Origin of the sequence: Pseudomonas sp. rhizo66 (assembly GCF_031931925.1) — a bacterium.
Taxonomy (GTDB): Bacteria; Pseudomonadota; Gammaproteobacteria; order Pseudomonadales; family Pseudomonadaceae; genus Aquipseudomonas.
This window is the reverse complement of record NZ_JAUJWZ010000019.1, coordinates 107,269-132,534: the sequence shown is the minus strand read 5'-3', so window position 1 is coordinate 132,534 and position 25,266 is coordinate 107,269. Positions and strand designations below refer to the sequence as shown.

Annotated in this window: 29 protein-coding genes; 14 read left to right on the top strand and 15 right to left on the bottom strand. The window is 58.8% G+C overall.

What is annotated here, in order from left to right; translation table 11 throughout:
• Positions 1–73: 73 nt before the first annotated feature.
• The 5 genes from QZR14_RS22115 to QZR14_RS22095 form a co-directional block, all read right to left on the bottom strand.
• On the bottom strand, positions 74–523 hold the full coding sequence (locus tag QZR14_RS22115; RefSeq protein ID WP_122600208.1) for a Spy/CpxP family protein refolding chaperone: 450 nt from the start codon (positions 521–523) through the stop codon (positions 74–76).
• 231 nt (positions 524–754) lie between these two features.
• A complete protein-coding gene (locus tag QZR14_RS22110; protein ID WP_250603678.1) occupies positions 755–1,432 on the bottom strand; it encodes a response regulator transcription factor in 678 nt (225 codons plus the stop codon).
• A gap of 7 nt (positions 1,433–1,439) precedes the next feature.
• Positions 1,440–1,850, bottom strand: a complete 411-nt coding sequence (locus QZR14_RS22105; protein ID WP_250603680.1) for a translation initiation factor 2 — start codon at positions 1,848–1,850, stop codon at positions 1,440–1,442.
• A gap of 110 nt (positions 1,851–1,960) precedes the next feature.
• Positions 1,961–2,260 (bottom strand): YciI family protein, encoded by a 300-nt coding sequence (locus tag QZR14_RS22100; protein WP_007919677.1) that lies wholly within the window; start codon positions 2,258–2,260, stop codon positions 1,961–1,963.
• A gap of 1 nt (position 2,261) precedes the next feature.
• Positions 2,262–2,858, bottom strand: a complete 597-nt coding sequence (locus tag QZR14_RS22095; RefSeq protein WP_123452630.1) for a septation protein A — start codon at positions 2,856–2,858, stop codon at positions 2,262–2,264.
• An 87-nt stretch (positions 2,859–2,945) separates the two neighbouring features.
• On the opposite strand from QZR14_RS22095, the gene QZR14_RS22090 reads away from it, so the two are divergent.
• From QZR14_RS22090 to rluB, 6 genes are all read left to right on the top strand, one after another.
• Positions 2,946–3,809 carry a PHP domain-containing protein gene (locus QZR14_RS22090; RefSeq protein WP_123452632.1) on the top strand — a complete coding sequence of 288 codons (864 nt, stop codon included), beginning with the start codon at positions 2,946–2,948 and terminating at the stop codon, positions 3,807–3,809.
• Between the two features lie 13 nt (positions 3,810–3,822).
• A complete protein-coding gene (locus QZR14_RS22085) occupies positions 3,823–4,452 on the top strand; it encodes an L-threonylcarbamoyladenylate synthase (RefSeq protein ID WP_016771124.1) in 630 nt (209 codons plus the stop codon).
• Positions 4,453–4,575: 123 nt separating this feature from the next.
• A complete protein-coding gene (locus tag QZR14_RS22080; protein ID WP_172828192.1) occupies positions 4,576–5,274 on the top strand; it encodes a segregation and condensation protein A in 699 nt (232 codons plus the stop codon).
• A gap of 11 nt (positions 5,275–5,285) precedes the next feature.
• Positions 5,286–6,257 (top strand): SMC-Scp complex subunit ScpB, encoded by a 972-nt coding sequence (gene scpB, locus QZR14_RS22075; protein WP_311997745.1) that lies wholly within the window; start codon positions 5,286–5,288, stop codon positions 6,255–6,257.
• A 111-nt stretch (positions 6,258–6,368) separates the two neighbouring features.
• On the top strand, positions 6,369–6,560 hold the full coding sequence (locus QZR14_RS22070) for a DUF1289 domain-containing protein (RefSeq protein ID WP_007919669.1): 192 nt from the start codon (positions 6,369–6,371) through the stop codon (positions 6,558–6,560).
• 143 nt (positions 6,561–6,703) lie between these two features.
• A complete protein-coding gene (gene rluB / locus QZR14_RS22065; RefSeq protein WP_095187821.1) occupies positions 6,704–7,924 on the top strand; it encodes a 23S rRNA pseudouridine(2605) synthase RluB in 1,221 nt (406 codons plus the stop codon).
• Between the two features lie 125 nt (positions 7,925–8,049).
• On the opposite strand, the gene QZR14_RS22060 is transcribed toward rluB, so the two are convergent.
• Both QZR14_RS22060 and QZR14_RS22055 read right to left on the bottom strand, forming a co-directional pair.
• Positions 8,050–9,015 carry a leucyl aminopeptidase gene (locus QZR14_RS22060; RefSeq protein ID WP_311997744.1) on the bottom strand — a complete coding sequence of 322 codons (966 nt, stop codon included), beginning with the start codon at positions 9,013–9,015 and terminating at the stop codon, positions 8,050–8,052.
• 73 nt (positions 9,016–9,088) lie between these two features.
• Entirely contained in the window at positions 9,089–9,226 is a 138-nt protein-coding gene (locus QZR14_RS22055; RefSeq protein WP_003222780.1) for a hypothetical protein, read from the bottom strand.
• An 893-nt stretch (positions 9,227–10,119) separates the two neighbouring features.
• Between QZR14_RS22055 and QZR14_RS22050 the strand changes: the two genes are divergently transcribed.
• Positions 10,120–11,538 carry an amino acid permease gene (locus QZR14_RS22050; RefSeq protein WP_250603686.1) on the top strand — a complete coding sequence of 473 codons (1,419 nt, stop codon included), beginning with the start codon at positions 10,120–10,122 and terminating at the stop codon, positions 11,536–11,538.
• Between the two features lie 67 nt (positions 11,539–11,605).
• On the opposite strand, the gene glyA is transcribed toward QZR14_RS22050, so the two are convergent.
• Positions 11,606–12,955 (bottom strand): serine hydroxymethyltransferase, encoded by a 1,350-nt coding sequence (gene glyA / locus QZR14_RS22045; protein ID WP_311997743.1) that lies wholly within the window; start codon positions 12,953–12,955, stop codon positions 11,606–11,608.
• Positions 12,956–13,520: 565 nt separating this feature from the next.
• Here glyA and QZR14_RS22040 point away from each other — a divergent pair.
• Entirely contained in the window at positions 13,521–14,126 is a 606-nt protein-coding gene (locus QZR14_RS22040; RefSeq protein ID WP_311997754.1) for a helix-turn-helix transcriptional regulator, read from the top strand.
• Complete coding sequence (locus tag QZR14_RS22035; protein WP_311997742.1) at positions 14,110–14,985, top strand: queuosine precursor transporter; 876 nt, start codon at positions 14,110–14,112, stop codon at positions 14,983–14,985. Before QZR14_RS22040 ends, QZR14_RS22035 begins: the two co-directional genes overlap by 17 nt.
• A 52-nt stretch (positions 14,986–15,037) precedes the next feature.
• Here QZR14_RS22035 and queC read toward each other — a convergent pair whose 3' ends face one another.
• Positions 15,038–15,736 carry a 7-cyano-7-deazaguanine synthase QueC gene (queC, locus tag QZR14_RS22030; protein WP_250603693.1) on the bottom strand — a complete coding sequence of 233 codons (699 nt, stop codon included), beginning with the start codon at positions 15,734–15,736 and terminating at the stop codon, positions 15,038–15,040.
• A 157-nt stretch (positions 15,737–15,893) separates the two neighbouring features.
• Between queC and arfB the strand changes: the two genes are divergently transcribed.
• Positions 15,894–16,307 (top strand): alternative ribosome rescue aminoacyl-tRNA hydrolase ArfB, encoded by a 414-nt coding sequence (gene arfB, locus QZR14_RS22025; protein ID WP_095050152.1) that lies wholly within the window; start codon positions 15,894–15,896, stop codon positions 16,305–16,307.
• Here the strand turns inward: arfB and QZR14_RS22020 are convergent.
• The 6 genes from QZR14_RS22020 to phhA all read right to left on the bottom strand — a co-directional run bounded on the left by QZR14_RS22020 (position 16,304) and on the right by phhA (position 20,714).
• Complete coding sequence (locus QZR14_RS22020) at positions 16,304–17,491, bottom strand: MFS transporter (RefSeq protein WP_274659318.1); 1,188 nt, start codon at positions 17,489–17,491, stop codon at positions 16,304–16,306. The genes arfB and QZR14_RS22020 overlap by 4 nt on opposite strands.
• Before the next feature lie 114 nt (positions 17,492–17,605).
• Positions 17,606–17,788, bottom strand: a complete 183-nt coding sequence (locus QZR14_RS22015) for a hypothetical protein (protein WP_003222790.1) — start codon at positions 17,786–17,788, stop codon at positions 17,606–17,608.
• Positions 17,789–17,858: 70 nt separating this feature from the next.
• A complete protein-coding gene (locus QZR14_RS22010) occupies positions 17,859–17,990 on the bottom strand; it encodes a hypothetical protein (RefSeq protein ID WP_008088845.1) in 132 nt (43 codons plus the stop codon).
• 265 nt (positions 17,991–18,255) lie between these two features.
• The gene (locus QZR14_RS22005; protein ID WP_311997739.1) at positions 18,256–19,449 is read right to left on the bottom strand and encodes an amino acid aminotransferase; all 1,194 of its coding nucleotides are present in this window, start codon (positions 19,447–19,449) and stop codon (positions 18,256–18,258) included.
• On the bottom strand, positions 19,449–19,805 hold the full coding sequence (locus QZR14_RS22000) for a 4a-hydroxytetrahydrobiopterin dehydratase (protein ID WP_003222798.1): 357 nt from the start codon (positions 19,803–19,805) through the stop codon (positions 19,449–19,451). The genes QZR14_RS22005 and QZR14_RS22000 overlap by 1 nt, the downstream gene beginning before the upstream one ends.
• Positions 19,806–19,922: 117 nt before the next feature.
• Complete coding sequence (gene phhA, locus QZR14_RS21995; RefSeq protein ID WP_007965510.1) at positions 19,923–20,714, bottom strand: phenylalanine 4-monooxygenase; 792 nt, start codon at positions 20,712–20,714, stop codon at positions 19,923–19,925.
• Positions 20,715–21,101: 387 nt separating this feature from the next.
• Here phhA and QZR14_RS21990 point away from each other — a divergent pair, with 387 nt between their 5' ends.
• From QZR14_RS21990 to flgH, 4 genes are all read left to right on the top strand, one after another.
• A complete protein-coding gene (locus tag QZR14_RS21990) occupies positions 21,102–22,664 on the top strand; it encodes a sigma-54-dependent transcriptional regulator (RefSeq protein ID WP_250603698.1) in 1,563 nt (520 codons plus the stop codon).
• Positions 22,665–22,936: 272 nt separating this feature from the next.
• The gene (locus QZR14_RS21985; RefSeq protein ID WP_093439577.1) at positions 22,937–23,677 is read left to right on the top strand and encodes a flagellar basal body rod protein FlgF; all 741 of its coding nucleotides are present in this window, start codon (positions 22,937–22,939) and stop codon (positions 23,675–23,677) included.
• Positions 23,678–23,722: 45 nt separating this feature from the next.
• Positions 23,723–24,508 (top strand): flagellar basal-body rod protein FlgG, encoded by a 786-nt coding sequence (flgG, locus tag QZR14_RS21980; protein WP_095050156.1) that lies wholly within the window; start codon positions 23,723–23,725, stop codon positions 24,506–24,508.
• A gap of 52 nt (positions 24,509–24,560) precedes the next feature.
• On the top strand, positions 24,561–25,256 hold the full coding sequence (gene flgH, locus QZR14_RS21975; RefSeq protein WP_038363773.1) for a flagellar basal body L-ring protein FlgH: 696 nt from the start codon (positions 24,561–24,563) through the stop codon (positions 25,254–25,256).
• Positions 25,257–25,266 lie beyond the last annotated feature (10 nt).

Below are 25,266 nucleotides of genomic sequence, written 5' to 3'. Positions count from 1 at the left end.
CTGCGGCAGCTCCTACAGGGATCGGATAAAAATAGACCCGACGGGGTTAACCGTCGGGTCCGGGGTTATTGCATTATTGCGCCTTTTGCGGCTGTTGCGCTTTCCACGCCTTGAACTCCGCCCATTCGGCGCGACGTTCGGCCTGTTTCTTCTGGATCTCGTCGAATTTCTTCTGTTGATCCGGTTTCAGCAGCGCGCGGACATCGGTCTCGGCTTTCTTGTGGTTGGCCGCCATCTCGTCCTTCATGGCTTTCTGGTCAGCCGGCGAGAGTTTTTCCAGGTACTTGTCGACCACTTGCTTACGCTCGTGCATCTGCTCGCCCATGATCTTGCGGATCTGCTCGCGTTGTTCGCGGGACAGGTCGAGTTGGCTGTACGGACCTTTGCCGTGCATGCCGTGCATCTGACCGCCGTGGCGTGGACCGTCAAGCGGGCCACCCATCGGGCCGCCATCTTGCGGCATAGCCATGGCGACGGTTGGCAGAGCGGCAGCGAACATCAGAGCGATAAGAGTCTTGCGCATGGTGTATCTCCTTGTCTCGTTCCCGGTACGTTCCGGATGAGTACAGATTACGGAGATCAAGGTCAGCGGCGGTCAGCACTGCGTAAAGCTTGGGTAAAGACGCTTCGCGTCCAACCTTACACATGCCCTGTGTAGGAGCTGCCGAAGGCTGCGATCTTTTGATCTGTCTTTTAAAAACAAGATCAAAAGATCGCAGCCTTCGGCAGCTCCTACAGTGGGAATGGGCGCGGCTCAGAGGCTATAGAAGTAACCGCGGCTGCGCAGGGCGACGATGCGCGGGCGGCCGTCCGGGTGCGGGCCGATCTTCCTGCGCAGGTTGCTGACGTGCATGTCGAGGCTGCGGTCATACAGGGTCAGCTTGCGGCCGAGGGCAATTTGCGCCAGTTCCTGTTTGTCCAGCGGCTCGCCCGGCTGTTTGAGCAGGGCTTCGAGCAGGCGGCTTTCGGAAACGGTGAGGGTCAGTTCTTTCTCGTCGATGCTGACCACGCCGCGCACCGGGCTGAAACTCAGGTCACCCAGTTCCAGCTGCGTCGAGACGGCCGCCGGATGGCTGCGGCGCAGTACGGCGCGCAGGCGTGCGGTCAGTTCCCTTGGGTCACAGGGTTTGGCCAGATAATCGTCGGCACCCAGTTCCAGACCGAGGATGCGATCCAGCGGCTCACCCCGGGCCGAGAGCATCAGCACCGGCAGATCGGCGTGATCGCTGCGCAGTTGCTTGAGCAGTTCCAGACCGCTGCCATCGGGCAGCATCACGTCCAGCACCACTGCCGCCGGGGCCGTTTCGGCCAAGGCCTTGCGGGCGCTCTGGCCATCGTGGCAGGCACGTACGTGGAAGCCTTCCTGGCTCAGCCAGCTACTCAGGAGTTCGCACAACTCCTGGTCATCATCAATCAGTAACAGCTCGCTCATGACTCACTCAATTTAGCCATTGCCGACGTTTTCGGCTTGCTCCACTGGCAAAGATACCGCAGAGCAGCGCCAATAGCGCTACTCCGGCTCCGGTGACGAACCACTGCTGTTGATCCGTCAGCAGACGCGGCAGCGGACTGGCCTGGGCTTCCTTGAGTTGCAGCTTGAGACGCTGGTTCTCCTGGCGCAACCGGGCGAGCTGGGCGCTTTCGCGTGTGCTGTCGGCATTTTGCAGTTGTTTGCTCAGTTCTTCCCGCTGCTGCTCACTGGCCTTGAGGCGTTGCTGCAACTCGGTGATCTGGCTGCCGGCGCTTAATGACAATGGCGTGGAGCTGCCGCCTTCGGTGGTTTCCTCACCATGGGCGGGTGCCATGATCGACAACGTGACCAACATCAGACACAACGGACCCTTGCGCATCGCGACACCTGTTTCCAAATGGATATTGGGCAGGTTGTCGGCAGGCAAACGAGAATAATGAGCGATTGAGAGCGCGATGAACCGAGAAGGTTCATCGCGTGGGGAAAGCGTTACGGCAGGACTTGCTTGAACGGCTTCACGACCACATTGGCGTAAACGCCAGCGGCAATGTATGGATCGGCGTCAGCCCATGCTTGCGCAGCGCTCAGGGAATCGAATTCGGCGACGATCAGGCTGCCGGTGAAACCCGCTGCGCCCGGATCATTGCTGTCGACGGCCGGGTGCGGACCGGCCAACACGATGCGGCCTTCGCCCTTGAGCGCCTGCAGGCGTTCCAGATGCGCCGGGCGCGCGGCGAGGCGCGCTTCCAGCGAGTTGGCGACGTCGGTGGCAATGATGGCGTAGAGCATGTCAGTCCTCGGTTTTTGGTGTTGTGGTATCGGCGTCGTGCAGGTGACGCGACAGGTAAATGCCCTGTGCGACCAGGAACAATACGGTCATGCCCAGGCTGCCGAATACCTTGAAGTCGACCCAGATGCTCTGGAAGGTGAAGGCGACGAACAGGTTGGCGGCCCCGCAGAACAGGAAAAAGCCGATCCAGGCGATATTCAGACGGGTCCAGACCGGATCCGGCAGGGTCAGCGCGTGGCCCATGATGCGTTTGATCAGCAGGCGGTCACCGATGAAGTGACTGCCGATGAAAGCAACGGCGAACAGCCAGTTGACCACCGGCGCTTTCCACTTGAGGAAAGTTTCGCTGTGGAAGGCCAGCGTCAGGCTGCCGAACACCAGGCAGGCGATCAGGGTCAGCCATTGGCTCTTTTCCAGCTTGCGCTGTTTGATGAACAACGCGCCGTACACCACCAGGGAACTGATGATCAGCATCGCCGTGGCGCTGTAAATACCGCCTACAGTCACTTCATGGCCAGCGATGTCGACGACCCGTGGATCAAGTTTGTAAACGATGAAGAACAGCAGAAGCGGGATGAAATCGATGAATTGTTTCACAGTGAGAGCCAGAAGCTGGATGTGGCGGCATAATAACAAACATATGGGCGCGCGATAGCGCCAGCTGATTTGAGGTTACAACTCCCCGTGAATGTTGATTTGCACTGCCATAGCACGGCCTCCGATGGCGCCTTGGCGCCTGCGGTTCTGGTTGCGCGTGCGTTCGAGAACGGCGTGCGAGTCCTGGCGTTGACCGACCACGACACCCTCGAAGGCCTCGCCGAAGCGCGCACGGCCGCCAACGAACTGGGCATGCAACTGGTCAACGGCGTCGAATTGTCCTGCACTTGGGGCGGCGCGACCATTCATGTGCTGGGCTACGGTTTCGACGTCAACGCCGCACCGTTGGTCGAAGCGATTGCCAAATTGCACGATGGCCGCTGGCTGCGGTCCGAAGAAATAAGCCGCAAGCTCGCCCTCAAGGGCATGCCCGGTGCCCTCGAGGGCGCCCGGCAGGTCCAGCAGGAACTGGGCGATAGCGGCAATGCCCCGGCCCGCCCGCATTTCGCTGACTGGATGGTGCGTGAAGGGTTTGTGAAGGATCGCGCCGAGGCATTCCGCAAGTGGCTTGGCGCCGGCAAGCTGGGTGACGTCAAGTTGCACTGGCCGACGCTGGAAGACACCGTTGGCACACTGCGCGCCGCCGGGGCCTGGGTCAGCCTGGCGCATCCGTGGCACTACGATTTCACCCGCAGCAAGCGCCGAAAGCTGATTGCCGACTATATTCAAGCAGGCGGGCATGCTATCGAGGTGGTCAATGGCCATCAGCCCGCAGAACAGGTGGGCAGCCTGGCGATCCTTGCCCGTGAGTTCGGTCTGCTGGTCAGCGCTGGCAGTGACTTCCATGGCCCTGGCGGCTGGTCTGAAATCGGCCAGTACCGGCCGGTTCCCGAGGACCTTCCACCCCTGTGGTGTCGGTTCAAACATGACACAGTTATTGCCGCCGTCTGAACAGGTAGAGAATGTGAGTCAATTTTTCCAGATACATCCGGAAAACCCGCAAGCGCGCCTGATCAAACAGGCCGTCGAGATCATCCGCAAGGGCGGCGTGGTGATTTATCCCACGGACTCTTCCTACGCGATCGGTTGCCAAATCGGCGACAAGACCGCGATCGAGCGCGTGCGACGCCTGCGTCAGCTCGATGAGAAGCACAACTTCGCGCTGATCTGCAGCGACCTGTCGCAACTGGGCAACTACGCCAAGATCGACACCGGCACCTTCCGCATTCTCAAGGCGCACCTGCCGGGGCCATACACCTTCATTCTCAACGCCACCCGCGAAGTGCCGCGTCTGTTGCTGCATCCGAAGAAGCGCACCATCGGTCTGCGCGTACCCAGCCATCCGATCGCGCTGGCGCTGCTGGCCGAACTGGGCGAGCCGCTGATGAGCGTGACCCTGATCATGCCCGGCGATGAAGACCCGCTCAGCGACCCATACGAAATGCGCCAACTGCTCGAACATCAGGTGGACTTGATCATCGACGGCGGTTTCGGCGGCATCAAAGCTTCCACCGTGATTGACCTGACCGGCGACGACCCGGAAGTGGTCCGCGTCGGTTGCGGCGATCCGACGCCGTTCATGGTCGAGGCCTGAATGTCCGCAGTGGAAACCGTTGCCGATCCCCAGGCTGGCGCTCAGCAGGAACTGCCGTTTGCCATGGTCTATGGCCAGGCGGTCATGGAAATGCCGCTGGACCTGTACATCCCGCCGGATGCCCTGGAAGTCTTCCTTGAGGCCTTTGAGGGCCCGCTCGACTTGCTGCTGTACCTGATCCGCAAACAGAACATCAACATCCTCGACATCCCGGTGGCGGAAATCACCCGCCAGTACATGGGCTATGTCGAGTTGATGCAGTCGGTGCGTCTGGAACTGGCCGCCGAGTATCTGGTGATGGCCGCGATGCTCGCCGAGATCAAGTCGCGCATGCTCCTGCCCCGGGCTGAAACTGTCGAAGACGAAGAAGACGACCCGCGCGCCGAACTGATCCGCCGCTTGCAGGAATACGAGCGCTTCAAGGCTGCCGCCGAAGGCATCGACGGTTTGAGTCGGGTCGGCCGTGATGTGATCGTGCCCAAGCTCGACGCCCCGGAAGCCCGTGCGCGCAAGTTGCTGCCGGATGTCGCGCTGGAAGAGATTTTGATGTGCATGGCCGAAGTGCTGCGCCGTGGCGATATGTTTGAAAGCCACCAGGTCAGCCGCGAAGCACTGTCCACCCGCGAACGCATGAGCGATGTGCTGGAACGGCTCAAGGGCGGCGGTTTTGTGCCGTTCGTCGAGCTGTTTACGGCCGAAGAGGGCAGGCTGGGTGTGGTGGTGACCTTTATGGCGATCCTTGAACTGGTCAAGGAATCCTTGGTCGAGCTGGTGCAGAATGAGCCGTTCGCCGCGATCCACGTGCGAGCCCGAGCCGAATAACGAGTCGAAACATGAACCTGACTGAACCCCGCGAGCTGGCACCCCTGCTTGAAGCCTTTCTGTTGGCCTCGGGAAAGCCGCAATCCCTTGAGCGCCTGTTTGAACTGTTCGAAGAAGGCGAGCGGCCCGAGCCGGCGGTCTTCAAGAAAGCCCTGACCCTGCTGGGCAAGTCCTGCGAGGGCCGCGCGTTTGAGCTCAAGGAGGTCTCGTCGGGTTATCGCTTGCAGATCCGCGAGAAGTTTTCGCCGTGGGTCGGCCGCCTCTGGGAAGAACGCCCGCAGCGTTACTCCCGTGCCTTGCTCGAAACCATCGCGCTGATCGCCTACCGCCAGCCGATCACCCGTGGCGAGATCGAAGATGTGCGTGGCGTGGCGGTGAACAGCAACATTGTCAAAACCTTGCTGGAACGTGAGTGGATCCGCGTCGTTGGTTACCGCGACGTGCCGGGCAAACCGGCGATGTTTGCCACCACCAAGGCGTTTCTCGATCACTTCAACCTGAAGAACCTCGAAGACCTGCCCCCGCTGGCCGAACTGCGCGAAATGGAAGCCGACCCGGTGCTCGATTTCGACGACGCGCCGGTGCCGCAGGGCTTGCAGGAACTGGCCGATGCCAGCGCCGAGCCGGAGGAGGAGAAGGAAGAAACCAGTTTCCATTCCCTGCTGCTGGAGCTGGACAGCATGGAAGAGGGGATCAAGACCGATTTCGACGATTTGCTGCGCGATGCTGCCGATAGCGAAGCGCCGACAACCGAGCCCGAGACTGAGGTCGCCGAGCCCGCGATTGAAGTTGAACTTGAGGTCGAGCCTGAAGCCGAACCGGAGGAGGACGTGCTTGGCGTCGCCGAGGCTCGGGAAAAGCTCCTCGCTGCCGTCGCCGCTTTGGAGCAGTCCGCACCGGAACCGGAACTGAGCGAAGAAGAAGCCGAAGCCCGCGCCTTGGCCGAAGCCATCGAAGCCGAACGCCGCGAATTCGACGACTGAGGCGCGCCGAAAAGATCGCAGCCTGCGGCAGCTCCTACAGGATTGGCTGTGCACATAGCCCCTGTAGGAGCTGCCGAAGGCTGCGATCTTTTGATCTTCAAGGGAGACCCCATGAGCTCAACCAAAGACCCGTGCATCAGCCTCTGCAAATTCACCGACGACATCTGTCTCGGCTGCGGCCGCAGCAAGCGCGAGATCAAGGCCTGGAAGAAACTCGACAAGGACGACAAGCGCACCGTGCTGGCCGAAGCCGCGCTGCGTCTGATCAAACTCGGTGGTGCCGGTCGGCGGAAAAAGAAATAACTGTCGATCGATCAGCTAGTCTCTGATGCGCGACGGCGCACATCCGCGTATGATTCGCGACCCTTCGGCGATCCCTTCGCCCGAAAACCCAGATTTCAATGCTTCAGGCGCCGCCTGAACAGACCACACCGGGAGGTGCCCAGATGAGCGACATCATTCAGAAAGACGACCAGGAAATCGGCCCAGCAGGCGAAAAGCTGCAGAAAGTCCTCGCCCGTATCGGCGTCGGCTCGCGCCGTGACGTGGAATCCTGGATCAGCCAGGGCCGGATCAAGGTCAATGGCAAAGACGCCACCCTCGGTCTGCGCGTCGACATGCACGACGCCATCACCATTGATGGCAAGGTGATCAAGCGCGAAGAGGCGGCCGAATCGGTACGCCGCGTGATCATGTACAACAAACCCGATGGCGAGATCTGCACCCGTGACGACCCGGAAGGCCGTCCGACCGTGTTCGACAAGCTGCCGCGTCCGAAAGAGGGCCGCTGGATCAACATCGGTCGTCTCGACATCAACACCACCGGTCTGCTGATGTTCACCACCGACGGTGAGCTGGCCAACCGCTTGATGCACCCGTCCTACGAGATGGACCGTGAGTACGCCGTGCGTGTACGCGGTGAAGTCGATGACGAAATGATCGAGCGCCTGAAGGCCGGCGTCGTGCTGGAAGACGGCCCGGCGAAGTTCACCGACATCAAGCAGGCGCCGGGCGGCGAAGGCTTCAACCACTGGTATCACTGCGTGGTGATGGAAGGTCGTAACCGTGAGGTTCGTCGTCTGTGGGAATCGCAAGGTCTGGTGGTCAGCCGTCTGAAGCGCGTGCGTTTCGGCCCGGTGTTCCTCAACTCCGACCTGCCGATGGGCCGCTGGCGCGAAATGAGCCAGTACGAAGTCGACATCCTCAGTGCTGAAGTCGGTCTGACGCCGGTGGCGATGCCGCAACTCAACGCCAAGAGCAAAGACAAGCTTGAGCGTATGCAGCGTAAATCGTCTCGACCAATGGCCAAGACCGAGCGCGTACGCACGCTGCGTCCAGCCGCTGGCGCACCGACCGGCCCACGCCCAGGCCGCGAGCCGCAGATCGAAGGCGAGCGTCCAGGTCGCAAGCCGGTCGCCCGTGACGGCGAGCGCGCTCCGCGTCCGGCCAACGGTCGCACCGAACGTGGCGAGCGCGGTGCACCTGCCGGTCGCGGTACGCCAGTGGCGGATCGTCCGGCGGACACCACCAACAAGCGCCCGGCCAAGCCAGCGCCGAAGCGTCCGGGGATCAAGCTGGTTGATGGCGACAAGCCGTCGGGCAAGCGCCGTGGCGCCCCGGCCGGTTCCGGTCAGCGTCCGGGGTTTGGTCGCAAAAAGCCGGAATAAGGCAGCTGTGAGCTTCTAGCGGCAAGCTTCAAGCCAAAGCAAAAACGCCAACCTCAGGGTTGGCGTTTTTTTTCGTCTGGCAGAAGTTATATAGCGACTGATTCGGCCTCTTCGCGAGCAGTCGCCTAGAACACAAAACGCCCGTCAAACACCGGCTTGTCATCCAGCGCCAAAACGCCGCCGGAAAAGATCAGGTCCAGGTGATGACTGCCCTTGGCGCCACCGCCCAAACCAAGGTGCAAGCCACAATGCCGCTCTTCAAACCCGGCATTGCGCGCATACAAATCCTTCACGCCTTCATTGGTGCCAATCCCCAGTTCTTCGATACGCCGGTTCGAAGGATTGGCGTCCAGGTATTTGTTGAAATCATGCTCCAGCCCCGGCACCTCAGTGGCGATGCGGCTGATGGTCGAGTTTTCGATCCACAACTCCAGCGGCGACTCCAGCACGCCGTACTTGCGCGCAAACGGGATGGTGCTGAGGAACGTACCCTTGAATTTCACATGTCCGTTGATGGCTTCGCTGTGGGTGGCGATTTCGCCGGGGGCCAGGTCGAAGTTGCCGACACCGTTGATGTCGGTCCACTTCTTGATGCTGCTCAGCGGCGTTTCGAACCATGAGCCGTCATCGTCCTTGAAGCTCAGCGTGGTCGCCTGGGACATGCGCTGGATCAGGTGACTGTTGAGCCCGGCGATGCGCTGCGGGGTGACGCTGAAGGTGTCGTAGAAATAATCGCCGTAATCCTTGAACAGCAGCGACTTCTTCCAGTTTTCCGCCATCACGCCTTGCAGCGCACGGACGAAGTCCGGGCCATCGGGGCGCGGGTTGGGCAGGGTGGAAGAGTCGTAGAAGAAAATGTACAGATCGCTGTCGGTGATCGCCGAGGTCAGCGCTGCAGTGCTTTCCAGGTCCAGCCGTCGGGTGCTGAACCGGAAACGCGGATGATCGTCCGCCTGTTCGGTGATGGCGCCGGTCAGCGCTTGGTAATCAGCCGTGTGGCCGAGCAATACCTTCGCCGAGTCGAGGCCGGCAAGGGCAGGGTGGTGTTCGAGGTAGTAAAGGAAATGCGAGATCGCGCGGGGCTTATCCATGAGTCCTCCCTGACTGACCGTGAAGAAAGAGTGGCAGGCACGACCGGCCGGACCGTGCCTGCCCGGAGATGTCTTACAGAGGCCACATCGCCGTGCCGAACGGAACCACCGCGTCGGCTTGCATCATTTCCACGGCCGCCTCGTGGGTCGGTGCTTCAAACCATTCGTCCAGTTGCAGTTCGGTATCCAAGTCTTTTTCCAGTGCTTGCATGGTCGATCTCCTAGATGACTTTCACGGTTATGACTGGCCGGTCGAGGTGGCCGGCAAGACGTGAAGAACCTAGTTCACGGATTTTTGTAATGCAAAAAATTATTCATTTATTTTTTAAATAGACTTTTTGTTCTGTTTTTTTGTTTGGTTTTTCTTATTTAAAAACAAAAAACTAAGTGACGGTTTTAGTTAGCAAGCTAGCTACCGTCAATTTGCAGACGTCCGACAGAAATTTCTGAAACGGAAACTTTGCGTTACGTATCGTAAAGAAAAGTTTACGAAAAAACCCCTAATACAGGGTGAATTCGTCCTTTGGCGAGTGCTGTAAGGAAAAGCTGCCGAAGCCCGGTCCGCCGGGCGCGGGGCAAGGCTCTGGCGCGCTTGTTTCAGCGGCGTTTGCAAGGTGAGATGCGCCCCATGCCTGTCGTGCAGGTGCATAACAAGAAGGAGGCGCAATGAACGCCGTGACTGATCTTCACCTCTCTCCGTGGGACGGTTTTTTCCTCGTCCACGCCGATGGCCTGCAAAGGCCTGACTCAATTTTTGCAGCCGCTCGAGCATCTCGTGGCGGACACACGCAATCCCGGCAACCGCCACGCTGATCCAGCGGGGTCTGGCAGCAGGGGGTTAGCGGTGTACAATGCGCCGCGTTTTAACTGTGACCCTCTGCGTAATCGCGCAAATCTCAAGGCTATCCGCCTTGTTCACTCCGTGGCGCCACAAGCGTTTCGGGTTCGATTTCGTCACAGATAAAAACAAACAGGTGACGCATGACCGTTGTAAATAAGCTGAACTCCTGGTGCCTGCGCTGGGGTTTGATCGGGGCTGCCTGAAATCGCAACCTTGCAGCAACGTCTACTGAACATCATCAAACCTTGCGTGAGACCTTTTTCATGAGTGGACAACCCTCGCAATCAGGCGAGCTGAAACGCGGCCTGAAAAATCGCCATATTCAACTGATCGCCCTCGGTGGCGCGATCGGTACCGGATTGTTCCTCGGCTCGGCCGGGGTGCTGAAATCCGCCGGCCCGTCGATGATCCTCGGCTACGCCATCTGCGGCTTCATCGCCTTCATGATCATGCGCCAGCTCGGCGAAATGATTGTCGAAGAGCCGGTGGCCGGTTCCTTCAGCCATTTCGCGCACAAGTACTGGGGCGGCTTTGCCGGTTTCCTGTCGGGCTGGAACTGCTGGATTCTGTACATTCTGGTGGGCATGTCGGAGCTGACGGCGGTCGGCAAATACATTCATTACTGGGCGCCGGACATTCCGACCTGGGTCTCTGCGGCAGCCTTCTTCGTGCTGATCAATGTGATCAACCTGGCCAACGTCAAAGTCTTCGGTGAAGCCGAGTTCTGGTTCGCGATCATCAAGGTTGTGGCGATCGTCGGCATGATTGCGCTCGGCAGCTACCTGCTGGTCAGCGGCAACGGCGGCCCGCAAGCCTCGGTAAGCAACCTGTGGTCGCACGGTGGTTTCTTCCCGAACGGGGTGAGCGGTCTGGTGATGGCCATGGCGATCATCATGTTCTCCTTCGGCGGTCTGGAAATGCTCGGTTTCACCGCCGCTGAAGCCGACAAGCCGAAAACCGTGATCCCGAAAGCGATCAACCAGGTGATCTACCGGATCCTGATTTTCTACATCGGTGCGCTGGTCATCCTGCTGTCGCTGACCCCGTGGGACAGCCTGCTGGAAACCCTCAACGCGTCCGGCGATTCGTACAGCGGCAGCCCGTTCGTGCAAGTATTCTCGATGCTCGGCAGCAACACCGCCGCGCACATCCTCAACTTTGTGGTGCTGACCGCCGCGTTGTCGGTGTACAACAGCGGCACCTACTGCAATAGCCGCATGCTGCTGGGCATGGCCGAGCAGGGTGATGCGCCGAAAGGTCTGGCGAAGATCGACAAGCGCGGCGTGCCGGTGCGTTCGATCCTTGCCTCCGCTGCGGTAACGCTGGTGGCTGTGCTGCTGAACTACCTGATGCCGCAACATGCACTGGAACTGTTGATGTCCCTCGTCGTGGCAACGCTGGTAATCAACTGGGCGATGATCAGCTTCTCGCACTTCAAGTTCCGCCAGCATATGAACAAGACCCAACAGACGCCGCTGTTCAAAGCGCTGTGGTATCCATATGGCAACTACATCTGCCTGGCGTTTGTTGCGTTCATCCTCGGCGTGATGCTGCTGATCCCGGGCATTCAGATCTCGGTGTACGCGATTCCGGTGTGGGTGGTGTTCATGTGGGTCTGCTATGTGATCAAGAACAAGCGCGGTGCGCAGCAGGCCGTGCACGCGGCTGGTGCTGCCAAGTAAGCGCTGCCACAGAAACCCAAAACCCGGCCTGAGTGCCGGGTTTTTTATGGGTGCAAATGCTGGGACTCTATTGATAGTCAGCGACGGGATAGTCCCTGCACAAGGTTTCGACCTCTGAGCGAAACTGCGCAAGGAGCAGGGGTTCCAGTGTGTAATCCTGTTCGCCGAGCGGTGCCACAGTAGCCAGAATCCGGCCAATCAAATCGACTATCTGCCGGCTGCCGAGGACATCGACCCGGCGCTGCGCCAGAGCGCCCGTACCGATACGCAGCCCGCTGGTAACAAGTGCAGAACGTGGGTCGCCGGGCAGGCGATGTTTATTGACGATGATCCCGCAGTGCCCCAGCGCCGCTTCCGCGATGGCGCCCGTGATGCCGCCACGCAAGCGAACCAGAACCGTATGGTTTTCACTGCAGCCGCCGACCACTTCATAGTCCCGTGCCTGGAATGCGCGGGCCATTTCATCCGCTGTGCTGCGGATCTGCGCCATGCAGGCATCGAATTCTGCCGACATCGCGTAGCCCAGCGCTGCAGCTTTGGCTGCGAGCATGTTGGCGGCGGGCGCGCCTTGCATTCGCGGGTAAACGGCTTGATCCAGCAGGCGACTGAAAGTAGTCCGCAAACCGGGAATCTTGGTGTTTGCATCAGTACCGCTGAGGATCACGCCACCCCGCGGCCCGGCGAGTTGCTTGTGCGTGCAGGTGACGGTGACGTGTGCAGCGTCGATCGGACTCGGATGTCGCCCGGTGGCGACAAGGCCGGCGATATGCGAAATGTCGGCGAGCACGATGGCCCCGGCTTCATCGGCAATTTCGCGAAACCGCTTGAAGTCCACTACTCGCGAATAGGCGGTGGCGCCGCAGAGGATGACGCGTGGGCGATGGGCGAGTGCAAGCAGGCGAACCTTGTCGTAATCGATGAGACCGTCGGATGTCGTGCCGTACTGGATCGCCTTGTAGTAGGCGCCGGAAAACGCGGCGAGGCTGCCATGCGTCAGATGACCACCGTGTTCCACCGCCATGCCCAACAGGGTATCGCCAGGCTCCAGGAGGGCGGTAAGCACTTGGTATATGGCGTTCGACGCTGAGTGTGGCTGCACGTTGGCGTATTGCGCGCCGAACAGCTCCCGCGCCCGGCGGATGGCCAGCGACTCGACCCGCTCGACGTTCTCGCACCCGGCGCTGTAGCGCTTGCCGGACATGCCCTCTGCCGTCACGTTGACCAGCACGGAAGCGCAGGCCAGCAACGTTCGCGGCTGGACTGCGCAAGAGGAGGAGACGAGTGAAAGCGTGTGCTGTTGACGCGTGACTTCGGCGTCGAGAATGGTCGCCAGTTCGGCATCTTCTGCACGCAGATCCGCCAGGCCGCGTCGCAGTAAGTCAGCCTGGTTCTGGAGCGGTTCGGTAGTGACTGCCATTGCTTGATTCCTTCCGTGTGTACTGTGCGCTGCGAACCGCAACGCGACTTCCCTGATTTGCGTGATGCGAACATCCTGCTTGCCGAATCTGTACCGGCGAATCCGTGTTCTGGCGGCGGTGCGCGCAAAACTTAACCGTGTACAGGCCCCCCGTTTTTCGGTTCTTTCTTGTTCGAAGATGAGAGGCCAGCTCGACGCATCATAGATTTTTCAGTGGGGAACGCCATCGAATTAATCAAAAAATTAAACATTCTTCAAATAAAATGATTCTTTTTGCCGGCGCTTCGGGTGTAAAACGGCAGAAGTTCCAGGAGGGTATTCAGGCGCCAGCGTCGATCGCCTCAGGAACCAAGCAGACAAAACGGGCGCTGAAATGCCCGTCCGGCTTGTCGAGGGCGGCGTTTTTTAGTGGACTTTTTGTACCGAACCCAAGGAGGGAGAGTGCTATGATCTCGCGCGGCACTGACAGGGATAGAACTGCAATTCCTACCTCACTTGTGTATGTCCGGAATGATCATTCGGGACGTGACAATGATTGCAGTTAAAAATGGATGGCAAGCATGTGATGCACAGAAGAGAAAGATCGGAGAATCTGAAAAACAACATCAAATACCTGATCAAGAGTCGCGGGGAGACGCAGTTGTCCTTGTGTCACTCCAGTGGTTTGACGCGTACCACCATCTACAACATTCTTGAAGGCAAGGTGGTCAATGTACAACAGTCCACTGTGCGCAAGATTTCTGATTTCTTCGGCGTTTCCTATGAAGAAATAGAGACGATCGATTTTGAAGAGAAGGAAACAATCGAAAGTAGTATTTCTCCGCAGGGGAATATGAATCCGGCGGCTGTTCCGGTGATTAAAGAAAGTATGCTGCTGCAAAGTCTGGATAAAAGAATTGGTGAGTTGGCGACGATTTATCCACTGACTTACTATTTCGGTGCGTCCTTTAATCTGATTGGCGTGCTGCTGGAAAATGAAATCAGCGGCATGCATGAATCCGGTGATTTGTTGATCGTACAGAAAGGCGCGTCGAACAGCGATCGGGAAAAACTGGTTTATGACAAAGTAACGGCGAAGTTATCCATATGCCATGAGGGCAGCATTGATACGGAGCGTGTAGGTTTGATCGGGGATGTAATCGAGGAACGATTCAATGGACTGCAGTGTTGAAATGGAAAACAGCAAGTACAAATTGCTGGGGTTCGAAAATGGAAAAAGCCTGGCCGTTATCATGGTGATCGCCACAGGCAAGATAATTAAAATAAAACTGAGTGAAGTGTTGAATAGTGAGATTATGGATAATCTGAATAAAGTCGAAGTGAAAAACCTCTACAAAAAATTCTACTCCCAGGGTGGGGCGTTAACGGCTTACGAAATAAACGATCGGCATGAGAGTTCCTGGATGATCTACATTATCCTGAACCTGATGCTGTTCACGCTGTATATCTTCACCAGTATTGCGGCGACGAAGCCGATCTACCTGGATTATTTTGACATTGTCGTGACCCCGGGAACTTTTCTTTATCCGCTGACCTTTCTGATCGTTGACCTGTTGAACGAGACCTTTGGTCTGCGGCTGGCACGCAGGGCGATTCTCTTTGCGTTCATCAGCAATGCGGCGATTATCATTCTATTGGCGATTACCACGCATTTGCCGGGGCTGCCGGGGTGGAAGCTCGATGGACCTTACAATGACGTGATCAGTCAATTGTCTTCTGTTCTGGTAGCGTCTTCGATTTCGTTTCTGGTGTCCGAAAACATCAATTCATATCTGTTGTGCAAGATCAAGGAACTGACCAACTCCAGATTCCTGTTCTTGCGCGTGTTCTTGAGTACGTTGTTTGCAGTCATCATCGACAGCTTTCTGTTCTGCTACATCGCATTCTATGGAACGATGGAGAACAGCGCGATTTTGAGCATGATCTATGTGCAGATCGCGATCAAAGTGGGTTTTGCTTTCTTTAATATCATGCCCGCCTATGGTGCGCGGTCATTGTTCAAGAAGTACCTGACGGGGAGTCAGGCTTGATTGAATAGCAGAAACGCTCGCTTGGGTGTCCAGGCGAGCGTTTTTTTGTGCCTTAATTTAGTTTGAGTTTCAATTTCAAGCTGTTGGTCACTTGCTCTTTGTTCTCCAGGAACTCGTTGAGTCCTTTTGCGCGAAGGTTGCACGCGTCGCAATTGGCGCAACCACTGCCGGCGATACCGTTGTAGCAAGTCAGGGTCTGATGGCGAATCAAGTCCAGTTGATTGTGGTAATCAGCCAGGGCCCAGGTTTCCGCTTTGTTCAGCCACATCAGTGGCGTTTCCAGACGTAATGTGTAATCCATGCCCAGTTCAAGCGCGTTGTTCAATGCCTTGACGAACTCATCCCGGCAATCCGGGTAACCCGAGAAGTCGGTTTCGCAAACCCCGGTAATAACTGTTCTGGCTTGAACCTGATACGCATAGATAGAGGCGAGGGTCAAAAACAGAATGTTTCTTCCCGGTACGAAAGTGCTCGGCAGGCTTTCTCCAGAGCTGTTGACCGTCGGCACCGGAATGTTGTCGCGGGTCAGGCTGCTGATCGCCAGTTCATTGAGCAGCGAAACATCCATTACCTTGTGTACGGTCACGCCAAGCTGTTTGCAAAGTTGCTGGGCAACTTCAATTTCCGCGTGGTGACGCTGACCATAATCAAAGGTAATGCAGTGCACTTCATCGTAGTGAGTCAGCGCATGGATCAGGCAGGTCGTAGAGTCCTGGCCACCACTGAAAACGATAACTGCCTTGTTGCTCATAAGTCTGCTTCCTGCATTAAACGGGTAAATTCAAAGGTCGCAATGGTAGCTCGAAATGACACTCGACATAAGTGCGCGGGAAGTTGCGCCCGCAGGCCGCAGGTCGCTTTGCGGTTAATCGCGGTATCCTGTGCGCTCTGATTACGGATGCTTTTCCATGCTGGTGATTTCCAACAACGTGCATCTGCCGGATGCCGAGATCGAACTGACCGCCATCCGCGCGCAAGGCGCCGGAGGGCAGAACGTCAACAAGGTCTCCAGCGCCGTGCACCTGCGCTTCGATATTCCGGCCTCGTCGTTGCCCGAGTTCTACAAGGAGCGGCTGCTGGCGCTGCGCGACAGTCGCATCACCAGCGATGGCGTGTTGATCATCAAGGCCCAGCAGTACCGCACGCAGGAAGCCAACCGCGCGGATGCGCTGGAGCGTCTGGTCGAGCTGATCCTCAGCGCGACCAAAGTCGAAAAGAAACGCCGCCCGACCAAGCCGACCCTCGGCTCGAAGAAGCGCCGGCTCGAATCGAAAACCAAGCGCGGCAGTATCAAGGCCGGGCGCGGCAAAGTGGACTTTTAGTCTTCGCGGTACTTGGCCGTGTGCTTGTACAGATAAACACTCAAGGCCAGTCCGCTCAATGCAGCGAGAGCGGCGAACAGGAAGATTGAAGCAAAACCGAAGCCTGCCGCAATCGCCCCGGCCAAAGGCCCGGTGATCCCCAGCGACAAGTCGATGAACAGCGAATAGGCGCCAACCGCTGCGCCACGGCTTGACGCTGGCACCAGATTCACCGCTTCCACGCCCAGCGCCGGAAACACCAGCGAGAATCCGAAACCGCTCAACGCCGCACCGGCCAGCGCCCAATGTGCGTCTGGCGCGAGCCATAACAGCAGCAGACCTAGGGTTTCCACCGACAGGCAGGCAATCGCCACACGAAAGCCACCGAGGCGGTTGATCAGGTTGCCGAACAGCAGGCGTGCGCCGATGAAACTGGCACCGAACAGACTCAGACACAGCACGGCGTTGTCCCAATGCTGCGTGGCGTAATACAGGGTGATGAAGGTGGCGATGGTGCCGAAACCGATCGAGCCTAACGCCAGACCACAACCGTGCGGGAATACGCGACCAAGTACATGCATGAACGGCAGACGTTCACCGGCGACAATCGGCGCGGCGGTTTTTGGCCACGCCAGCAGCAAGCCCAGCGCCGCTAGCAAGATGATGCTGACGCCCATGCTCCACAACCCCAACTGGCCGACCAGCCACACGCCAAACGGGGCGCCGACCGCCAGTGCGCCGTAACTGGCGATGCCGTTCCAGGAAATCACTTTGGCCGTGTTCGCCGCGCCAACGCGGCCGATGCCCCAGCCAATCGAACCGGAACCCACGAGGCTTTCAGCGCTGCCCAGCACCAGTCGACCGATCAACAGGCTGATCAGGCTGAGCATCGGCAGGTTCGGTGTCCACGCCGAAATCAGCATGAACACACCGCTCAAGCCGCACCCGGCCAGACCAATCATCACCGCCCGTTTGCTGCCCTGATTGTCGATGATCTTGCCGGCATACGGGCGGCTGAGCAGGGTGGCGAGGTATTGCACGCTGATCACCAGGCCGGCGATCACCGCGCCGAAGCCCAGATCACTGTGCACATAACCGGGCAGCACCGCGAGCGGAATGCCGATGTTCAGGTAACCGATAAAGGTGAAGAGGACGATGGAAACGACTTGCAGCGTGACCGCCAGGGGACGCTGGGGCTCGGACATAGAGGACGACATGGGTAACGATCCACGGCAACGGCAGATTAGATAGGCTGCTTATGATACCGGCGTGGACGGATCTGGGGCGGGAAAAGTAAAACTATTTGCCGGGTGAGTGCTTCAGGGTTTTGCGGGGGCAACCAGTTGCGTGGTGACCAGCGCTGCGAGGGCATTTTCTTCGCTGCCGAAGCGGGCGAGCAGGGCGGCCTGTTTCTCGGGGGAGAGGCGGTTCCAGATCTCGATCATTTTCTCGGTGGCGCCGATGAGTACGGCAGCTTGGCTTTCGGAGAATTCGTCGGTCATGGCAGGCTCGGGGTTCAGGCAGTGTGGAAAGCGCATGTTAGCGCTTTCCACACGGTCTGTACGACGGGTCTTACTCTTCGTTGTCGGCCGGACGGCTTTCAACGGCTTCTTTCGGCTCGGGCTGTTGGGCACCGGCTTGTTGCGTGGTCGTCTGCTCAGGTACGTGCAGGCTTGGGAAGGGGAGATTAGGAATCTCGTGCATGGTTGCGCTCCTCGCTAAGTCTGTTGATAGATCTGGTAGATCCGCGCTTCTTGAAAGCCTGCGCAGGATACAGCAGGAAAAATGACAATCAGACTTTTAATTCAAATTAATGCGACAGATGGCCGCAGGGGAGGGCAAAACCCAAAGGTCACCACAAACAAATGTAGGAGCTGCCGAAGGCTGCGATCTTTTGATCCTGCTTTAGAAACAAGATCAAAAGATCGCAGCCTTCGGCAGCTCCTACAGGGGTACTGCGGTGCTTTGACTATTTGCAGACGCTGGCGATGGCTTCGGCCAGCAGGGCGAGGCGCGTAGCGTCGATGCCGGCGACGTTCGCCCGACCGGAGCTGACCATGTACACGCTGTGATGCTCACGCAGTTGTTTCACTTGCTCCGGTGACAGCCCGGTGTAAGAGAACATCCCGCGTTGCACGCCAATGTGCGCAAAGCGTTCGCGCAAACCGTGCGGCTCCAGCGCTTCGACCAGGCCGCTGCGCAACTGCGCGATACGCAAACGCATGGCTTCCACTTCATCGGCCCAACGGGCTTTCAGTTCGGGATCGGCGAGGATGGTCGCGACCACCGCAGCGCCGTGATCCGGCGGTGTCGACCACAGGTTGCGGGCGATGTTGGCCAGTTGGCTGCGGATGTCGATCAGCTTGTCGGCGGTTTTCGCGCAGACGATCAGCGCACCGGTGCGGTCGCGGTACAGGCCGAAGTTCTTCGAGCAGGAACTGGTGATCAGCAGCTCTGGGACCTCAGTCGCGAACAGCCGCGTCGACCACGCATCCTGCTCCAGGCCGTCGCCAAAACCCTGGTAGGCAAAGTCGATCAGCGGCAACAAGTCGCGGCTGCGCACTACGTCGAGCACGCGCTGCCAGTCGTCATGGCTCAAGTCAAAACCGGTCGGGTTGTGGCAGCACGCGTGCAGCAGCACCACGTCACCGTTCGGCACTTGATTGAGCACGGCGAGCATGGCTTCGACATCGAGGCGGTTGTCGCTGCCCACGTACGGGTAGTGACTGACCTTGACCCCGGCCGCGGCGAAAATCGTTTCGTGGATCGGCCAGGTCGGATTGCTCAGCCACACGCCTTTGCCCGGCAGGCATTGGGCGATGAAGTCGGCGGCCAGACGCAGGGCACCGGTACCGCCCGGCGTCTGGGTGGCGCCGGCGCGTTGTTCGGCGATCAGCTTGGAGTCGGCGCCGAGCACCAGCTCATTGATGAGTTTGCCGAACAGCGGGTTGCCGTGACCACCGATGTAGGTCTTGGTGTCCTGGCTTTCGACCAGCCGCGCTTCGGCGATTTTCACCGCCTCCGGGATTGGCGTCAGGCCTTGGGCGTCCTTGTAGACGCCAACGCCCAGGTCGAATTTGCGCGGGTTGGTGTCCTGCGCATACGCCTCCATCAAGCCGAGGATCGGGTCGCCGGGAACCCGGCCGATGGCGTCGAAGTGCATTACTTGCGTCCTTCTGCGGTCTTGGCCACTTCGTCAGTGCGCGCGGCCATGATGAAGTCGTTGCGGTGCAGGCCTTTGATCGAGTGGCTCCACCAGGTCACGGTGACTTTGCCCCACTCGGTCAGCAGGCCCGGGTGATGACCTTCGGCCTCGGAGATCTCGCCGACCGCATTGGTGAATGCCAGCGCGTGCTTGAAGTTCTTGAACAGGAAAACTTTCTCCAGCTGCATGATGCTGTCGCGTACTTCGATGTTCCAGTCAGGGATCTGCTTGATCAGGATCGGCAGTTCTTCGTCGCTGACTTGTGGCGCATCGGCGCGGCAGGCTTCGCAGTGGGCTTGGTTCAAAGTCGACATGGTGTATTCCTGAAATCGAGTGTGTTTTTTTTATTAAAGCGTTTGAGCCGTCAATGCCGTCACGCTAAACCAAAGTGGCGGCGACTGACAGGCTCAATTGTCAGCAAAAGTCGCGGTTCACGCGGCTTTCGGTTTCGGCGGAAATTTCGGTGCGTGCAGACCCAGCTGCATACCCTGGCGAACCATGGCCATGATGTCTTCATGGGCCACGTCGAACAGACGCTTGAGGTTCGGCAGGACAAAGTACAGCGGTTGCAGGATGTCGATGCGATACGGCGTGCGCATGGCTTCGAGCGGGTCGAACGCCTGATGCTCAGGTTCGTCCGACAGCGAGTAAACGGTTTCTTTTGGTGAGGACAGGATGCCGCCGCCATAGATGCGTTTGCCTTGCGGGGTGTCGACCAGGCCGAACTCGATGGTCATCCAGTACAGGCGCGCCAGATAAACACGTTCTTCCTTGGTGGCCTGCAAGCCGAGTTTGCCGTAGGTGTGGGTGAATTCGGCGAACCACGGGTTGGTCAGCAGCGGGCAGTGACCAAAGATCTCGTGGAAAATGTCCGGTTCTTGCAGGTAGTCCAGTTCTTCGCGGGTACGAATGAAGGTGGCCACCGGAAACTGCTTGCTGGCCAGCAGTTCAAAAAAAGTCTGGAAGGGGATCAGCGCCGGCACGCGGGCGACCTGCCATCCGGTGGTCTCGCCGAGCACCTTGTTGATCTCGCCCAGTTGCGGAATGCGGTCGTGGGGCAGACCGAGTTTTTCGATACCGTCCAGGTACTCCTGGCACGCACGCCCTTCGATCACTTTCAACTGGCGAGTGATCAGCGTGTTCCACACCGCGTGTTCTTCGGCGGGGTAGTCGATAAAACCTTGCGCATCGGGCTCGCGGGCCACGTATTGCGTCTGCTTCATACTGCTCTCCTGCTAGGGGAATTCGTTCTTGTTATGTCCAGCGATGGACTCAGGATTACCCGAGAGCGCGTTGATGTGCAGCAGGTTGAATCGCCTGTGCGTAGGAAATTTCTCTTTAAATCGTAAAATTATCGTTACGCTTTAGCGGATATCTCGCGTTTACGGTAATTCGCGGGTTTGAAAAGGCTGATGGCTGTCACATAATCTTGACAACTATCTGCGTGCCTCGGCAGAAAAGTCGTGGTGCTGACCCTTGTGGGAGCGAGCCTGCTCGCGAATGCGATCTGCCTGACACATTAATGTTGAATGTGCCGCCGTCTTCGCGAGCAGGCTCGCTCCCATAGGTTCTGTATTTAACTTAATGATTGGTTTGGCGGGTTTTCTCCTATGCGCATCAAAGTCCACTGCCAGAACCGCATCGGCATCCTGCGCGACATTCTCAACCTGCTGGTGGCCTACGGGATCAACGTGGCGCGCGGCGAAGTCGGAGGTGAGCATGGCAACGCTATCTACCTGCACTGTCCGAACCTGATCAATATCCAGTTCCAGGCGCTGCGGCCGAAGTTCGAAGCGATCGCCGGGGTGTTTGGCGTCAAGCGGGTAGGGCTGATGCCCAGCGAGCGGCGGCATATGGAATTGAATGCCTTGCTCGGCGCGCTGGAGTTTCCTGTGCTGTCGATCGACATGGGCGGCTCGATCGTCGCGGCCAACCGCGCGGCGGCGCAGTTGCTCGGTGTGCGCGTCGATGAAGTGCCGGGGATTCCGCTGTCGCGCTACGCCGAGGATTTCGATTTGCCGGAACTGGTGCGCGCCAATAAATCGCGGATCAATGGCATGCGCGTCAAGGTCAAGGGCGACGTCTTTCTGGCCGACATCGCGCCGCTGCAATCGGAACACGACGACAGCGAAGCCATGGCTGGTGCGGTGTTGACCTTGCACCGCGCCGATCGCGTCGGCGAGCGCATCTATAACGTGCGCAAGCAGGAATTGCGTGGCTTCGACAGTATCTTCCAGAGTTCGAAAGTGATGGCTGCCGTGGTGCGTGAAGCACGGCGCATGGCGCCACTCGACGCGCCGCTATTGATTGAAGGCGAAACCGGCACCGGCAAGGAATTGCTCGCGCGTGCCTGCCACCTCGCCAGCCCGCGCGGGCAGTCGCCGCTGATGGCGCTCAACTGCGCAGGGCTGCCGGAATCGATGGCCGAGACCGAGCTGTTCGGCTATGGCCCCGGCGCCTTCGAAGGCGCGCGGGCCGAAGGCAAGCTTGGACTGCTGGAATTGACCGCGGGCGGCACGCTGTTTCTCGATGGCGTCGGGGAAATGAGCCCGCGCCTGCAGGTGAAGCTGCTGCGCTTTCTGCAGGACGGCTGCTTCCGTCGCGTGGGCAGTGATGAAGAGGTTTATCTGGATGTGCGGGTCATCTGCGCGACGCAAGTGGACTTGTCCGAGTTGTGCGCGCGCGGCGAGTTTCGGCAGGACTTGTATCACCGCTTGAACGTGCTCTCCCTGCATATCCCGCCGCTGCGCGAATGCCTCGACGGGTTGACGCCGCTGGTCGAGCATTTCCTCGATCAGGCCAGTCGGCAGATCGGTTGTTCGCTGCCGAAACTGGCGCCGGCGGCGATGGATCGACTCAGTCATTACCATTGGCCGGGCAACGTGCGACAGCTGGAGAACGTGCTGTTCCAGGCGGTTTCACTGTGCGATGGCGGTACGGTGAAAGCTGAACATATTCGTCTGCCGGATTATGGCGTGCGTCAGCCGCTTGGCGATTTCTCGCTGGAAGGCGGGTTGGACGAAATTGTCGGGCGCTTCGAGAAAGCGGTGCTGGAGCGGCTGTATTCCGAGCACCCGAGCAGTCGACAGTTGGGCAAGCGGCTCGGTGTTTCGCACACCACCATTGCCAACAAGCTGCGTGAGTATGAAGTCGGCAAAGATCCCGAAGCTTAAGATCAAAAGATCGCAGCCTTCGGCAGCTCCTACAGGAATACGCATTTCAAATGTAGGAGATGCGGCACGCTGCGATCTTTTGATCTTTTGCCGCCAAGCGGCATAACACCGCCGGTTTTTCGACTTCGATACATTTCAAATTTCCTCTCGCCATCCCTCAAGTCCTTTGTTTACCGGGCCTCTGTGCGCCAGAAAAAAGTTGGTCTGCAAATTGCTTATGGCTCAGCAGTAAAGCGGTGGGCGGCAAACGTCCGGCATGCAGAGGAAAGAGTGTGGACAAGTACCTTTATGTGGCAATGACCGGCGCCAGCCAGAACGCACTGGCGCAGAAGGCGCATGCCAACAACCTGGCGAACATCTCCACCAACGGTTTTCAGCGCGACCTGGAACAGGCGCGTTCGATGCCGGTGTTCGGTGACAGCTTTCCGGCGCGTGCCTTTGCCATGAGCGAACGCCCTGCCACGGATTTCACCCCGGGCTCGCTGGTGCAGACCGGTCGTGACCTCGATGTCGCCGTCACCGGCAATGGCTGGATCGCCGTGCAGAACCCCAACGGCGGCGAAAGCTACGTGCGCACAGGCAGCCTCAACGTTGACGCCCTCGGCGTGCTGCGCGCCGGCAACGGCATGCCGGTGATGGGCAATGGCGGGCCAATCGCCGTGCCGCCCGAGCAGCAGATCGAAGTCGGTGAAGACGGCACCATCAGTATTCGTGCGATGGGCGAAGGCCCGCGCGTCATGGCGGAAGTCGACCGGATCAAACTGGTCAATCCGGACATCAAGAACATGAACAAGGGCCTCGACGGTTCGATTTACACCAAGGACGGCCAACCGGCGCCGGCCGATGCCAACGTCAAACTGGTGTCGGGTTTCCTGGAGTCGAGCAACGTCAACGCCGTTGAAGAGATGACCTCGGTGCTGGCCCTGGCCAAGCAGTTCGAGTTGCACGTCAAGATGATGAACACCGCCAAAGACGACGACCAGGCCATGGCTCGGGTCTTGCAGATCAGCTAATTATCAGAACGTCGCGCCGAAAAACAGGCGCACGAGGAGAATCGAATGCTTCCGGCTCTATGGGTTGCCAAAACCGGTCTGTCCGCCCAGGACACCAACCTGACCACCATTTCCAACAACCTGGCGAACGTGTCGACCACGGGTTTCAAACGTGATCGTGCCGAGTTCCAGGACCTGCTCTATCAGATCAAGCGTCAGCCAGGCGCTCAGTCGACCCAGGACAGCGAACTGCCGTCGGGTCTGCAACTGGGTACCGGTGTGCGCATTGTCGGCACCCAGAAGAACTTCACCGCCGGCAGCCTGCAAACCACCGAGCAGCCGCTGGACATGGCCATCGACGGTCGCGGTTTCTTCCAGATCCTGCAGCCGGACGGCACCACGTCCTACACCCGTGACGGTACCTTCCACCTCGATTCCAACGGCCAGATCGTCAACGCCAGCGGTTTCGCTCTGGAACCTGCCATCGTTATCCCGAACGACGCCCAGACCTTCACCGTCGGCCGTGACGGTACTGTGTCGGTGACCATCGCTGGCAACCCGGCAGCGCAAGTGATCGGCAACCTGCAAACCGCCGACTTCATCAACCCGGCCGGTCTGCAAGCGGTGGGTAACAACCTGTTCCTGGAAACTGCCGCTTCCGGCGCGCCGCAAGTCGGCACCCCGGGTCTGGCCGGTTTCGGTACCACCCTGCAGAACACTCTGGAAACCTCCAACGTCAGCACTGTTGAAGAGATGGTCAACATGATCACCACTCAGCGCGCTTACGAGATGAACTCCAAGGTGATCTCCACCGCTGACCAGATGCTCTCGTTCGTAACGCAGAATCTGTAATCAAGTCTATGAGGCGGCCATGAGGTCGCCTGCAACACCGTGAGGTAGGGTCATGAATCGCTTTGTATCTGTTCTGGCATTGAGTGGGGTCGTCTCGCTCGCGGGCTGCGTCGCTCCGACGCCCAAGCCCAATGACCCTTATTACGCCCCGGTGTTGCCGCGCACGCCGCTGCCGGCTGCCGCCAATAACGGCTCGATCTATCAGGCCGGCTTCGAGCAGAACCTGTACAGCGACCGCAAGGCTTTCCGCGTTGGTGACATCATCACCATCACCCTCAACGAGCGCACACAGGCGAGCAAGAATGCCAACTCGCAGATGGACAAGAACAGCGATAACAAGGTCGGTCTGACCTCGTTGTTCGGCTCCAGCCTGACCACCAACAACCCGATCGGGGGCAACGACCTGAGTCTGAACGCCGGTTACAGTGCTGACCGTTCGACCAAGGGCGACGCCAAGTCGGGGCAGAGCAACAGCCTGACCGGTTCGATCACCGTGACCGTCGCTGACGTGCTGCCCAACGGCATCATCGCCGTGCGTGGCGAGAAGTGGCTGACGCTGAACACCGGTGACGAGCTGGTGCGCATTGCTGGTCTGGTGCGTGCCGATGACATCGCCACGGACAACACCGTGTCGTCGACTCGGGTCGCCGATGCACGCATCACCTACTCGGGTACTGGCGCCTTTGCCGATACGAGTCAGCCAGGCTGGTTCGACCGTTTCTTCCTCAGCCCGCTGTTCCCTTTCTAGGTGGCTACGT

Coding starts and splice junctions, on each gene's coding strand:
- queC (WP_250603693.1), bottom strand. CDS start 15,736: ATGAGCAACAAGGCAGTTATCGTTTTCAGTGGTGGCCAGGACTCTACG.
- QZR14_RS22105 (WP_250603680.1), bottom strand. CDS start 1,850: ATGCGCAAGGGTCCGTTGTGTCTGATGTTGGTCACGTTGTCGATCATG.
- QZR14_RS22020 (WP_274659318.1), bottom strand. CDS start 17,491: ATGTCCGAGCCCCAGCGTCCCCTGGCGGTCACGCTGCAAGTCGTTTCC.
- QZR14_RS22000 (WP_003222798.1), bottom strand. CDS start 19,805: ATGTCGACTTTGAACCAAGCCCACTGCGAAGCCTGCCGCGCCGATGCG.
- arfB (WP_095050152.1), top strand. CDS start 15,894: ATGCTGGTGATTTCCAACAACGTGCATCTGCCGGATGCCGAGATCGAA.
- glyA (WP_311997743.1), bottom strand. CDS start 12,955: ATGGCAGTCACTACCGAACCGCTCCAGAACCAGGCTGACTTACTGCGA.
- flgH (WP_038363773.1), top strand. CDS start 24,561: ATGAATCGCTTTGTATCTGTTCTGGCATTGAGTGGGGTCGTCTCGCTC.
- QZR14_RS22010 (WP_008088845.1), bottom strand. CDS start 17,990: ATGCACGAGATTCCTAATCTCCCCTTCCCAAGCCTGCACGTACCTGAG.
- QZR14_RS22070 (WP_007919669.1), top strand. CDS start 6,369: ATGAGCTCAACCAAAGACCCGTGCATCAGCCTCTGCAAATTCACCGAC.
- QZR14_RS22100 (WP_007919677.1), bottom strand. CDS start 2,260: ATGCTCTACGCCATCATTGCCACCGACGTCGCCAACTCGCTGGAAGCG.
- QZR14_RS22110 (WP_250603678.1), bottom strand. CDS start 1,432: ATGAGCGAGCTGTTACTGATTGATGATGACCAGGAGTTGTGCGAACTC.
- QZR14_RS22040 (WP_311997754.1), top strand. CDS start 13,521: ATGCACAGAAGAGAAAGATCGGAGAATCTGAAAAACAACATCAAATAC.
- QZR14_RS22115 (WP_122600208.1), bottom strand. CDS start 523: ATGCGCAAGACTCTTATCGCTCTGATGTTCGCTGCCGCTCTGCCAACC.
- QZR14_RS22015 (WP_003222790.1), bottom strand. CDS start 17,788: ATGACCGACGAATTCTCCGAAAGCCAAGCTGCCGTACTCATCGGCGCC.
- flgG (WP_095050156.1), top strand. CDS start 23,723: ATGCTTCCGGCTCTATGGGTTGCCAAAACCGGTCTGTCCGCCCAGGAC.
- QZR14_RS22060 (WP_311997744.1), bottom strand. CDS start 9,015: ATGGATAAGCCCCGCGCGATCTCGCATTTCCTTTACTACCTCGAACAC.
- QZR14_RS22035 (WP_311997742.1), top strand. CDS start 14,110: ATGGACTGCAGTGTTGAAATGGAAAACAGCAAGTACAAATTGCTGGGG.
- phhA (WP_007965510.1), bottom strand. CDS start 20,714: ATGAAGCAGACGCAATACGTGGCCCGCGAGCCCGATGCGCAAGGTTTT.
- QZR14_RS22055 (WP_003222780.1), bottom strand. CDS start 9,226: ATGCAAGCACTGGAAAAAGACTTGGATACCGAACTGCAACTGGACGAA.
- QZR14_RS22005 (WP_311997739.1), bottom strand. CDS start 19,449: ATGCACTTCGACGCCATCGGCCGGGTTCCCGGCGACCCGATCCTCGGC.
- QZR14_RS22050 (WP_250603686.1), top strand. CDS start 10,120: ATGAGTGGACAACCCTCGCAATCAGGCGAGCTGAAACGCGGCCTGAAA.
- QZR14_RS21990 (WP_250603698.1), top strand. CDS start 21,102: ATGCGCATCAAAGTCCACTGCCAGAACCGCATCGGCATCCTGCGCGAC.
- scpB (WP_311997745.1), top strand. CDS start 5,286: ATGAACCTGACTGAACCCCGCGAGCTGGCACCCCTGCTTGAAGCCTTT.
- rluB (WP_095187821.1), top strand. CDS start 6,704: ATGAGCGACATCATTCAGAAAGACGACCAGGAAATCGGCCCAGCAGGC.